At 28.6% G+C, this 12,656-nt stretch carries 14 protein-coding genes; 3 read left to right on the top strand and 11 right to left on the bottom strand.

The window, feature by feature from the left end; genetic code table 11:
• Window positions 1–42 precede the first annotated feature (42 nt).
• The 3 genes from ACKU4C_RS01520 (at window position 43) to prfB (ending at window position 3,220) form a co-directional block, all read left to right on the top strand.
• Window positions 43–1,326, top strand: a complete 1,284-nt coding sequence (locus tag ACKU4C_RS01520; RefSeq protein ID WP_321314039.1) for a major outer membrane protein — start codon at window positions 43–45, stop codon at window positions 1,324–1,326.
• 142 nt (window positions 1,327–1,468) lie between these two features.
• Complete coding sequence (locus ACKU4C_RS01515; protein WP_321314037.1) at window positions 1,469–2,122, top strand: cytochrome c; 654 nt, start codon at window positions 1,469–1,471, stop codon at window positions 2,120–2,122.
• A gap of 3 nt (window positions 2,123–2,125) precedes the next feature.
• Window positions 2,126–3,220, top strand: coding sequence for a peptide chain release factor 2 (gene prfB, locus ACKU4C_RS01510; protein WP_321314034.1), 1,095 nt, complete (start codon window positions 2,126–2,128; stop codon window positions 3,218–3,220).
• 34 nt (window positions 3,221–3,254) lie between these two features.
• Here prfB and ACKU4C_RS01505 read toward each other — a convergent pair whose 3' ends face one another.
• The 11 genes from ACKU4C_RS01505 to truB form a co-directional block, all read right to left on the bottom strand.
• Entirely contained in the window at window positions 3,255–5,603 is a 2,349-nt protein-coding gene (locus ACKU4C_RS01505; RefSeq protein ID WP_321314032.1) for a PD-(D/E)XK nuclease family protein, read from the bottom strand.
• Window positions 5,593–6,156 (bottom strand): hypothetical protein, encoded by a 564-nt coding sequence (locus ACKU4C_RS01500; RefSeq protein ID WP_321314031.1) that lies wholly within the window; start codon window positions 6,154–6,156, stop codon window positions 5,593–5,595. Before ACKU4C_RS01500 ends, ACKU4C_RS01505 begins: the two co-directional genes overlap by 11 nt.
• 12 nt (window positions 6,157–6,168) lie before the next feature.
• Window positions 6,169–6,795 (bottom strand): hypothetical protein, encoded by a 627-nt coding sequence (locus ACKU4C_RS01495; protein WP_321314028.1) that lies wholly within the window; start codon window positions 6,793–6,795, stop codon window positions 6,169–6,171.
• A 102-nt stretch (window positions 6,796–6,897) separates the two neighbouring features.
• Window positions 6,898–7,137: a DUF4006 family protein gene (locus ACKU4C_RS01490; RefSeq protein ID WP_321314026.1), complete on the bottom strand. Its 240-nt coding sequence runs from the start codon at window positions 7,135–7,137 to the stop codon at window positions 6,898–6,900.
• Between the two features lie 2 nt (window positions 7,138–7,139).
• Entirely contained in the window at window positions 7,140–8,030 is an 891-nt protein-coding gene (locus ACKU4C_RS01485) for a c-type cytochrome (RefSeq protein WP_321314024.1), read from the bottom strand.
• A 1-nt stretch (window position 8,031) separates the two neighbouring features.
• Window positions 8,032–8,256, bottom strand: a complete 225-nt coding sequence (locus ACKU4C_RS01480; RefSeq protein ID WP_321314022.1) for a CcoQ/FixQ family Cbb3-type cytochrome c oxidase assembly chaperone — start codon at window positions 8,254–8,256, stop codon at window positions 8,032–8,034.
• Window positions 8,257–8,265: 9 nt separating this feature from the next.
• Entirely contained in the window at window positions 8,266–8,949 is a 684-nt protein-coding gene (ccoO, locus tag ACKU4C_RS01475; RefSeq protein WP_321314020.1) for a cytochrome-c oxidase, cbb3-type subunit II, read from the bottom strand.
• Window positions 8,950–8,963: 14 nt separating this feature from the next.
• Entirely contained in the window at window positions 8,964–10,430 is a 1,467-nt protein-coding gene (gene ccoN, locus ACKU4C_RS01470) for a cytochrome-c oxidase, cbb3-type subunit I (protein WP_321314018.1), read from the bottom strand.
• Window positions 10,431–10,574: 144 nt separating this feature from the next.
• Window positions 10,575–11,048, bottom strand: a complete 474-nt coding sequence (smpB, locus tag ACKU4C_RS01465) for an SsrA-binding protein SmpB (RefSeq protein ID WP_321314016.1) — start codon at window positions 11,046–11,048, stop codon at window positions 10,575–10,577.
• Complete coding sequence (locus ACKU4C_RS01460) at window positions 11,041–11,805, bottom strand: 4-(cytidine 5'-diphospho)-2-C-methyl-D-erythritol kinase (RefSeq protein WP_321314015.1); 765 nt, start codon at window positions 11,803–11,805, stop codon at window positions 11,041–11,043. Before ACKU4C_RS01460 ends, smpB begins: the two co-directional genes overlap by 8 nt.
• Complete coding sequence (gene truB / locus ACKU4C_RS01455; RefSeq protein WP_321314013.1) at window positions 11,798–12,652, bottom strand: tRNA pseudouridine(55) synthase TruB; 855 nt, start codon at window positions 12,650–12,652, stop codon at window positions 11,798–11,800. Before truB ends, ACKU4C_RS01460 begins: the two co-directional genes overlap by 8 nt.
• Between the last annotated feature and the right edge of the window lie 4 nt (window positions 12,653–12,656).

Here is a 12,656-nt window from a genome sequence, read left to right as displayed (position 1 = left end):
CGTCCGGTTAACTGATTAAAATTTCGAAATTTAGGAGAACAAATGAAAAAATTCGCAAAAATGAGTTTAGTAGCTGCTGTTGCAGTAGCTGGTATGACTTCTGCAAACGCTGCTTCTTTAACTGAAGCTATCAAAGGTGTTGAAATTTCTGGTATGGCAAGATACAGATTTGATGACATCAACGCAACTACTACTATTGGTGGAGTTAAATCAAACGTTACTACTGCTAATGATCAATTAAATGATTATGATGTTGAAGTTAATGCTGTAGTTCCAGTAAATGATATTACTACTTTCAATGCAAAAATTGATATTGCTGCTAATTTAACTGATTCAACTGGTGATGCAAAAGCTAATATCCAATTAGAAGATGCTTACTTTACATTCAAATTACCATATGCTACAATCATGGCTGGTAAACAAGATATCCCTGGACCAATGGTTGATGATGCTGAAGGTACTGGTATCGTTGCTTTAGTTCCAGTTGGAGATATGTTTACATTCGCTGCTGGTTACTTCAATAACCATGATGTAACTTCTGGTGGTGTAGCTACAACTGTTGCAAATGCACAAGGTACTGTTCAATATATCGATCCAGATTGGTTAGATGGTAAAGATGCAATTGAAGCTGCTATTTTAGCTTCTTTAGGACCAGTTAACGCTGAATTATGGTATGCAGATGTTGAAGATGCATTAGATGGTTACTCATTAAAATTAGCAGGTTCTTTAGGACCAGTTAATATTTCTTTTATGCACACAGATTTAGAAGTTGATTCTCATATTCAAAATGCTACAGTACCGTTAACTGTAGGAGCGGCTGCACCAATATTTGGAGCAGATAATGATGCTGAGTTAACTAAACTTGACTTAGATGCTACATTTGGAATGTTCACTGTTAAAGCTGGTTATGCTGTAACTGGTGATAACAATGACTTCGGATTAAACAGAGTTTCTATTGATAACGCTACTGGTGATGCTGCTTCTGAGTGGTTCTTTGAGCAAATCGAAATCGGTGATGATTCTGATGCTAGTGCATACTACTTAGGTGGTGAAGTTGCAATTGATAAATATACTTTCGGTTTAACTTATGCTAACTCTGATTCTGATGAAAGAGCAGTTGATACAACAACATTACCATTCAACTATATGGTAAAAGCTGCTGACGAAGAAAAAGAAGAAATCTTAGTTGAAGCTGCTTACCAAATGAGTTCAAACTTCAAAATCTCTTCTTACTACTCAATGTATGAAAGAGAATTAAAAACTTTTGGTGCTACTGCTAAACAAGAAAGTGACAAATTTAGAATTGAGTTAAAATACTCTTTCTAATTTGAAACTTAGTAGATATACTAAACTCATAAAGAGTTAGAAGCGAAAGCTTCTAACTCTTTTTTTTTGCCTTTTTTATTTTTAAAAATCATTAGTAAGTAATTTTATGATAAAATATCTTTTTTAATTTAAAAGGATAATAATGAGACTTCTAAAAACTATTACTGCTTTAAGCTTAATAACATCAACTTTTGCATTAGCCCAAACAACAATGTGTTTTAAAGAAAATTTTTCTTCAATGTCACAAATTGAATCAACACCTCTTGATGGTGGACTATGTTCATCAAGTAAATCAGTTATTGATATGAAAAGTGAAGGATGGAGTGTAGAAGATATAAATATACAAAAAAGTGAAAATGGTAATAATTTTATCTATATTTTTAAAAAAGATGAACCTGCTGTATCAGCTACAATAAGTGAAGAAAAATTAGAACAAAGAATACTAAAAAAACTTGAAGAAAGAAAAAAGAAAGAGATAATTGTTAAAAAACAAGAAGCTATTCAAAGAATGTCAAAAAGTGGTAAAAAACTTTATATAAGTACTTGTCAAAAATGTCACGGAGAAAAGGCTGATAAAAAAGCTTATAATACTTCAAGACCACTGATTGAGCTATCTTTACAAGATATGCAATTATCAATTAGAGATTATGTTATTGGAGAATATGATAGAGGTAGAGCAATTCTTATGAGACCTTATGCTAAAAGTATGACTAGTACTGATATAAAAAATGTTTATTCTTATATAAAATCTTTAAAACCAAAAGAAGATAAAAAAGAGCAAGAGGAATCTAAGTAACTTATGGATGCTTACGAATACTCTGAACTTCTTAAACTTTTAAATAAGAAACTAGAAAATATTGAAAATATATTAAAGCCTAAAGAGCTTTCTTCAAGACTAAAAGAGATTGAAAAGCTTGAGGCTGATCAAAATTTTTGGAATGATGTCGATACTGCTACAAAAGTTGGTATTGAAAAGAATAGATTACTTTCAAAGTTTACAAAATTTAATAAAGCAAATGATGCTTTAAGTGGTACAAATGAACTATACCAAATGGCTACAGAAGAGAATGATGAAGAGACTATTGAGATGTTATATGAGGAAGCACCTGATTTAGAAGAACTAATTAGAAGCACTGAAATATCTGTTATGTTAAGTAATCCAGATGATGCTTCAAATGCAATTGTTTCTATACACCCAGGAGCTGGTGGAACAGAATCTCAAGATTGGGCTTCAATGTTATATAGAATGTATCTTAGATGGGCTGAAAGACAAAACTTTAAAGTTGAACTTTTAGATTATCAAGATGGTGAAGAAGCAGGAATAAAAGATGTTTCGTTTATCATAAAAGGTGAAAATGCCTATGGATATTTAAAAGCAGAAAATGGAATCCATAGACTTGTTAGAATATCTCCATTTGACTCAAATGCAAAAAGACACACCTCTTTTGCATCAGTAATGGTAAGTCCAGAGATAGACGATAATATTGATATAGAAATAGAAGATAAAGATATTAGAATTGATACATATAGAGCAAGTGGAGCTGGTGGTCAACATGTTAATAAAACAGAATCTGCAATTAGAATCACTCATATAGAAAGTGGCATAGTTGTACAATGTCAAAATGATAGATCTCAACATAAAAATAAAGCTAGTGCAATGAAAATGTTAAAATCTAGACTTTATGAACTTGAATTAGAAAAGCAAAAAGCACAAGCAGATGGTATAGAAAAGAGTGAAATAGGTTGGGGTCATCAAATTAGATCTTATGTTTTACAGCCATATCAACAAGTAAAAGATACTAGAAGCAATATTGGATATTCAAATGTTGATGCAATATTGGATGGTGATATCACTAAAGTCATTGAGGATGTTTTAATAGCTACAAGTAAGTAAAATAAGGTTTAACAACCTGTTTTACTTATATTCATTAATTATTACAGATAGTTTTAAATTGGCAATATTGACACAACTGTGAATTATTGCATTTTTCAAAATTTACTGTTTTTGTTTTTAATTTTGTAAAAATCTCATTTAATAAATTTAACTTTTCATCTAAGACAATCTCTTCTTTTAATTGCATTTCATACAAATCATAATAGTAAGCGTTAATTTTGTCAGTATTATAAAGTTTATTTACTGCAACATAATAAAACTCCAACTGAAAATCTGTTGATTTTTCAAATCCTCTTTTTGAGTCCACTTTTAAATTGCTACTAGTTTTATAATCTATTACATAGTAATTATCTTCAACTTTATCGATTCTATCAATTGTACCTCTTAGTTTAATCCCTTCGTATTCAATTAAAAAGCTCTCTTCCAAAGATACAATATTTAAGCCAAAATCAAATCTTTTTTTCTCTTTTTCTACAAACTCTTTTAGCCTTCTTTTCCATATCTCTAAGTCAAGATTTAAAAAACTATTATTTGTTCTATATTTATTAAATATATTAATTAGCACTTCATAAGTTTGGATATCTTGTTTATAATACTCTTCTAAGGTATTATGAACAATATTTCCTAACTCGTAAGCTTTTGGTTTAAGTGAAATATCGTGCTCTTTTATCTTTAAAATATGATTTAGATAATATTTCCTTTTACACTCTAAAAACTCTTTTAAAGAGCTTGCACTCCACGTAAGTAATGATAAATCTATTTCAAGTTCAAGATCATCATTAAAATGTTCTATTTTAGAATTATTATATAATATATGCTTGTAACTATTATCAAACAAGACATCTTCTATTTTTTCAGGGAAAATCATGTTTGCAAATCTTGATATTTGTTCATTATCATTTTTTAAATAAGAAATATACACATTTTTTGTATTTGAAATTAGTTTTTCATAATAGTATTTTTGTAAATTTTCTCTATCTAAAGATGTTGGTAAGTTAGCTTTTCTTTTTAGATTAGTAGATAGAAACTTATCTTTTAAACTTCTTTTTGGAATTAGACTTTCATTGAAGTCACATATTATAATTGCTTCAAAACTAATCATACGGCTTTCTAATAGCCCCATTACTGTTATTTTACCAGAATTAATATCATCCAAGGTTATCTTAGCTAAACGTTGATATATTAGCTTATATGCTTCTTTTAAAATGATTTTATCTTCATACGAAAATATTATCTTATATAATTTATATACTAATTCATTGAACTTTTCTATTAATTCTTTGTTTATCTCTACTGATAAAAAATAAGCTACTATCTCTTCAAATATTTCTATTGTGATATTATTATTCCAATTAGATTTAAATAGTTTGTCTATATAAGCCTTATCGCACTCTAAAAATTCTAAATTTCTTATATTCTTTATCTCATCTTCATTTAGATAATTATAGATTGCATCAGCAATTTTATACATACTAGTTGTGTAAATATTAAGTCCCATCGCATAATTAAAATATTTCTCATTATCAAAAAGTGAAATAGATTTAGTAAAAGTTTCATCTGGTAGAATTACAGCTATTTTTGAAGCATCTACACCATTAGTAATCAAATCACTTAGAGATTTTTTTATAAAAGCTATTTGGTTTACTCTAGAACTAAAACCTTTAACTACTAGATTTTCAGTTTTTGCTTTAATTATTTTTTTAAATAAAATACTTTTATTTGAAAAATCTATTCTGTATTTGTTATTTATTTCTAAATTAAAACCTTGCTCAATAAATTTTTCTATCGATTTTTGATTATATTCATTATAGATAAATTCAATAATCAATTTACTATTTTTTGAGATTTCTTTTATTATCTCAAATTCAAATTTTGTAAAATAACCTTCAAAATACAATTCAATCTCATCATATCTATTTATAAACTTATTATTGATTTTGTAATATTTATGAAAATTTATTCTATCAACAAAATTTTCTCTATCTAATATATTTAAAAAATTGATTTTTATTTGTTTTAATATCTCCAAATGTTCACTGTAAAAACCATAAGTATCAATACTATCTAAAGTGTTTATATCTACGTTTTCACTAGCTAATTCTAAAAAAAATCTATATATATAATCACTTTGTTTTATAAAATATGTAAAACTAGAAGATATACCTAAAGCACCTAGATCTAAACCTTTTACAGCTTCTTTTAGATACAAAAATCTCTCATCTTCATCTAAATATTTTTTATTTTCAAAAAGAAGTGATTTTTTAAAAAGTTCATCAATTGTTATTATAGATGGTAAGAGAATATTTTCCTCTTTTTGTGAGTTTACATATTCTCTTATTGCTCTTGAAGTTGGAAAAACTAATAATTTAGTTCTAGATTGCATTTGATTTTATATAAAAATATCCTGAATCTGAGTTAATTTTTACACTACCTGTTATATTCCAATTACCTTTATATGGTAATTCAAATGTAGTTTTGTAACCATCTTGTGAATAATTAAAATCTTGAGAATTTAAATTTATAGTATGACTGTCATTTGTTGGTACAGTTACCATAAGTTTTATATCTAAATTTTTTAAAACTATATCACTATTTTTATCTGATATAGTTATTTTTATACTATTTTTACCAAATTTAAATAAATCTTTATGTTTTGATTTTAACTCAATCGCTCTTTGAGCTAAAAACATATCTGAATAAGTTAAAGGAAAAACTTTCCCATTGATTGTTAAATTAAAATCGTATTTCTTTTCAAAATCAATATTAGATTCTGCAATTTTATTATAATCCCTATCAATATCATGATATGAACTTAAAAAACTTTTATCATTGTGTACAGGAACTTTTCTTGCTGAATTAATTGTCCAAATAATCATTGAAAATGCAAATGAAAATATACCAATAAAAAAAAGTGGCCAGTAATTTCTTTTCTTCATAATTTTAACGTCCTATTTTTTTCTTTTTAGCACAGCAAAAGTATAAAGCAAAATCCCTACTACAACAAGTGTATACATAAATACTTTCCAAATAGTTCCTGCAACTTTTCCTGAGTTACCTATGCTACTTTCAAGTTTTACATTTTTTGATTCTGCTACAATATCTGCAATTGCAGCATAACCATTTAATATAGCTGCACTAGCTTTTGCAAATAAAGAGTTTTTATCTTTTGAAGCAAGTAATGGTACTACATAGTCGTTTAAAATATCATTTTTGTCAACAACATCTTTTAGTTCTGAAGATACAATTAAATTTACATGAGTGTCCTCTAACGCAATTGTAAAAAGAACATAAGGTTTAACTAAATCTTTAGTAATTTTAGTTTCATACTCTTTTATATATTTAATTTTATCTTGTGTTGGGATATCTTCATCTAAATTAAGAGATTTGTTAGCATAAACATAAATATTTACACCCAGTTTAGCTTGAGATTCATTACCAATTTGTTCAATTTTTTCTATTGCTCTTTGGTCAATTATTCCTCCATCATTTAAGATGAATTTGCTTGCATATATATTTGTAGACAAAAAAAGTAGCAGTGAAAATACTGCTACTTTTAAAAAGTTATAATTTCTCATTAACCAACAAACACTCTTGCAGAATCAAAGAAACCTAAATATACAGATACTACTGCCATAACACCCATTAATACCCAAATAATTTTATCCATAATCTACTCCTTATTTTCCAACTAACTCATATTGTTTATGGTTATCAGGACTATTAGCTTTTAAACCACTTAGGTCTTGATTAATTTTATAAAAATTTTGAGCCTCATTTTGTTGTACAATTACAGCATAGTAGCCTAATACAACTAAGATTGTTAGAAGTAAAACTACTGCAATTAACATACCTGTAATACCATGCATAAAAGAAAACAATCCTCTTTCATTATCATTCATTTCTGTATTTCCAGCCATAATTACTCTCCTATACTTCTAATGTAAGCAGCAAGTGCTTTTTCTTGTGTTGGATTAAGTCTACCTTTGAAACTTGGCATTGAACCAATATGACCTTTTTTACCATTAGTTAATACAGATAATACTAATGCATCATCATATTCTCTAATATTTGGACCTACATAAGCCATACCTTTACCATCTGCACCATGACATCCAGCACAAACTGCAAATGCAGCAGGTTGTTCACCTTGGAATCCACCAGCAACATATGAAGAAACTGCATCAATATCAGCTTGTTCAGTTAACATCATTGGAGGCATACCTGCTGGATATGCATCAACTAAGTTGTTTGAACCATTTTTAATAACATACTCAACAGATTCTTTTGAAATTCTTTGAGTTAAGTTTTGAGCTTTTCCATTAATACCTTCAGCATCTACACCATGACAAGGTGCACATTGTACTAAAAATACTGATTGACCCATAGAAATTAAAGTATCTTCAGATGGGTTTTCCCATTTTGAAGCGAATTTTGCATTGTATTCATTTACTTCTTCATTCCATTGTCCAATTTGAGAGAAACCATTTGTTGGATAACCCACAGTCCAGTACCATAATAACCAAACCATTGTTCCAATAAATGCAAGTCCCCATCCAGTTGGAATTGGATTTTTGTACTCACCAATACCATCCCATTTTTCTTCAGCTAATTCACCACTAGCTGTGTCATTTTTAATTTGATTTACATATTTAAGTGCAACAAATACAGTAATAACAATAATTGCTAAGGCACCTAACATTGTTAAACTATTAATATAATCATCGCTGTCAAAAGCATCACCTGCAACAAAGTAAGTTCCTGCCATTAAAGCGATGATAAGAATAATTCCACCTATAACCATAGACTTCATCTTATTTCTCCTTCTCTTTATTCTCTTTTTCTTCTTTTCTTTTTTCGAGAGGATCAGAAGAAGCTGTATCATCATGTACTATATTAGAATATTTTTCAAAATCTCTTTCACCTTTTTTATCTCTCTTATAAATAGAGTAAGCATAAGAGTAAAATATTATAAATACTGCCAAGATTAGGAAAAATTTCGCATAACCTTGAAATGTAAGTAAAGCTTCTTGATCCATTTTAACCTCTTATTTTAAAGAATTTAAATATGCAATTAATGCAACTATTTCAGGAACTTGACCGTTAGCTACGGCATCTTTTACAGCTTGATTTTTCATATCAGCAGCAATAACTTTAGCTTCTTCTTTAGCTTTAGCAATAGCTGTTTCATAATCACCTAACGCAACATCAACTTTTCCATCACCATCTAAATCTACATCATATGGTGTATTAAATACAGTTTTAACTGTATAAGCTTCAGCATATGCAGTATCTAAGTCTGCCATGTTTGAGAACATGTGCGGATATGCTGGCATAATTGATCCAGGAACAACTGATGCTGGTTCCATCATGTGATTTTCATGCCAATCTGTAGTTCTATAATTACCAACTCTCATTAAATCTGGACCAGTTCTTTTTGATCCCCATAAGAATGGTCTATCATATGCGTATTCACCAGATAATGAATACATACCATATCTGTCAGTTTCTGACTTGAATGGTCTAATTAATTGTGAGTGACAAGCATTACAAGAATCTTTAATATAAACATGTCTACCCGCTAACTCTAGTAAACTGTATGGTTTTGTACCAACAGTAGGTCTTGATTGTTTTGCAAAATCAGGAATCACTTCAACAATACCTGCAAATGCAACGAATATAAATAACAGTACCGAAAAGAAAAACGGTCTTTGTTCAAACCAATGAAACATAATAAACCTCCTTCTTATGCTGCTACTGGCGAAGCATTTACTGGTTCTTTATCAAGCACTCTACCTGCAGTTGCAGTTTTGTACATGTTGTATGCGAACATAAAGAATCCAATTAGGTATAATAACCCACCAACAGCTCTAATAGTATAGTATGGATGTAAAACAGTTACTGTATCAATGAAAGAGTAAACTAATGAACCATATTCGTCATAAGCTCTCCACATCATACCTTGTGTAATACCTGCAATCCACATTGACGTAAAGTATAATACAATACCAGTTGTTTGTAACCAGAATTGTGTATCTAATAATGATTTAGAATAAATCTCTCTTCCATACATTCTTGGTGCCATATGGAATAATGCTGACATAATCATAAATACAACCCATCCTAAAACACCATCATGAACGTGACCTGGAATCCAATCAGTAAAGTGAGCAATTGCATTAACTGATTTAATTGATTGAATAGGACCTTCAATTGTTGATAACATATAGAATGTTGAAGCTAATACCATAAATTTAATTAGTGTATTAGTTTGTAATTGTTGCCACTCACCTTTCATAGTTAAAAGCATATTAATAGCAGATCCCCATGATGGTAAAATTAAAACAACAGACATTACAGAACCCATAGTTTGCATCCAATCTGGAACAGTAGAGTAAATCAAGTGATGTCCACCAGCCCATAAATATACAAACATTAATCCCCAGAATGCTAAGATAGATAACTTATAAGAGTATACATTTTGTCCAGACTCTTTTGGTAAGAAATAATAAATCATAGCGATAATTGGTGTAGTAAATACGAATGCAACAGCATTGTGTCCATACCACCATTGAACTAAGGCATCATTTGTACCTGCATACATAGATACAGAGTGAATCCATGAACCATAACCAGATACTAACATAGTTGGAACTTCTAAGTTATTAAATAGGTGTAACATTGCAACAGCAATAAAACATGCAATGTAATACCATAAAGAGATATATAATGTTCTCTCTCTTCTAATACCAATTAGTCCAAATATTCCAATACCCCATAATACCCAGAAAACAACAATAAGAATATCTAAAGGCCACTCTAACTCAGCATATTCTTTTGAAGTAGTAATACCTGCGAATAGTGTAACTACTGCTAAAAGAATAGTAATAAAATAAACTAAAAAGTGTAGTTTACCTATTGCTAATAAAAATGGTGACTCTTTTAGAGATACTTTTAATACTCTTTGACCTACATAATACCATGTAGCAAAGATACCACTAAGAGTAAAACCAAACGCAACACCATTTGTGTGTAAAGGTCTTAATCTACTGAAAGTACCATACTCCCCAGCTAAATGATTTAACTCAGGAAATGCTAGTTGAAACGCAAGTACAACACCTAACGTTAAACCAATGATACCAAACAGAATTGTTGCAAATGTAAACGCTTTTGCAATTGAGTAATCATACTCGATTCGTGCACCGTTTTGCATCAATCTCCTCCTACTAATTTTTTTACAAGTCACTTTTCTGTCACTTATCAAACTAATCATATCCAACAGAAACTTAAAATTAACAAAAAATTAACACATATTTTTAACTAATATAACAAATATTTTTTTTTAAGTTTAAGTTAATTATTTGAAGTTTTTTAAGGCTTGCTGAGCCTCTCTTTGGAGTGTCTTCTGCTTTAAGTCTTCTCTCTTATCGTGAAGTTTTTTCCCTTTTGCAGTTGCAATTTGCATTTTTATCATATTTCTAGAATTAAAATATAGTTTAAGAGGAACTAAAGTTATTCCATCTTTTGTTACTTTAGAATACAACTTTTCTATCTCTTTTTTATGTAACAATAGTTTTCTATCTCTTCTCTCGTTAGGCCTAAAAGTTGTATGAGCAGTACTAAGGTGTGTTATATGCATATTTAATACAAAAACTTCATTTTTTATTATTCTTACAAATGAATCTTTTAAGTTAACTCTTCCATCTCTTGCAGCTTTAACTTCGCTACCTTCAAGAACTATTCCAACTTCCATAGTATCTAAAATTTCATAATCATGAAAAGCTTTTTTATTTTTAAATACTAAATTTTTTTTTACTTCTTTTTTACTCATATTTTACCTTGAAAAATGAACTTCCACTTCCACTAAAAAAATACCCATTTTTAGCAAATTCTTTTAACTCTTCATAAATATCCGAAGCTGGTTCATACAAATCATTTGCATCTTTTATATTATATATTGATAAAATCTCTTTTGACTTTAAATTTAATAATTTATATTTTAATTGATTATCTATCTCTTTATAAAATTTATCTCTAAATCTTGTAAAAATCTTTCCTGTGTTACACTCAATTTTTGGCGTAATTATTTCAAAATCTAAAATTTCTTCATCAAATTTTTCTACAATTTCACCAATTCCTGTGACATTTGCACTATCATATTCATATATAAAAAAAGGAACATCAGCACCAATTTGAACTCCGATATTAGCTAATTCATCTTTTGATAAGTTTAAAGAACAGACTTCATTTACCATAAGCATAAATGTTGCGGCATTTGAACTTCCACCACCCAGACCTGCAAATTCAGGAATATTTTTATTAACTATTACACAAAATTTTTTAAAATACTCTTCAACTTTTGGTGAAATATCTTTTAACTTTTCGTAAGCTTTATATATTGTATTTTTTTTAGTTTCACAACCAAAATTTCCTACAAGTGTAAAATCTTCAAATCTACCTTCATCAAAACTTATTACATCATATAAAGAAGGCACCCTTACAAATCTTGATACAATTTCATGGTAATTATCTCTTTTACCTGAGATTTTTAAAAATATATTAACTTTTGCATAAGACTTTTTAATCATTTAATAAAACCTTGTTTAATAAATATTTTACCTCATCATTTTCTATCTGGATTATACTAAAAAATGTATCAAATTTTATTAGATACTTCCCATTATCCTGATATTTAAAATATTTTTTTTGAATCTTTTTACCATTTTCAAAGTAACTTTTATCTCCAAAATAGATATTTTCTTTTAAATCTATATAATCAATAGGATTTAAATCTTTTTCATCCTCAAATTTAAACTCACCCTCATTTAATCTATTTAAAAATGAAAGTGTTCCCTCTCTTTCTAATCTTTGAAGTAAAATCTGAGCCAAACTTCTTATATATGAACCTTCACTTACACTTGCTTCAAAAGTAATAAAAGGGTGTCTATAAGAGATAAATTTTGTGTTGGATATATTCATAATCGATTTTTTCATCTCAACATCTTTACCTTCTCTGGCCATTTCATATGCTCTTTTTCCATCAATTTTTTTTGCTGAATATTTAGGAGGATAATATTCATGTGTACCAATTAGATTTGCAATCTCTTTTTTTATTAATTCTTTATCAACTCTCTTTTCATCTTTTATACCTATAATATTTTCTATATCTAAAGATTCAGATGTTGCTCCTAACCAAACTACTGCTTTATATGTTTTAGGTGTTTTTTTTAAAAACTGAAAAAGTTTTGAGTATTGTCCAAATGCTACAATTAAACAACCACAAGCAAAAGGATCAAGTGTTCCACTAAAGCCTGCTTTTTTGTTTCTATATTTTCTTTTTATCTCATTTAAATATGAGTTTGAACTTCTAAATATTGGTTTATTTACAACAATTAATTTATTTAATTGTTTATTATCATAAAGTTTTTTTTGCATCTAT

This window comes from Halarcobacter sp. (genome assembly GCF_963676935.1).
Classification (GTDB): domain Bacteria; phylum Campylobacterota; class Campylobacteria; order Campylobacterales; family Arcobacteraceae; genus Halarcobacter.
Note: the sequence above shows the minus strand (reverse complement) of the source record. Positions and strands in the feature narration are given on the sequence as shown.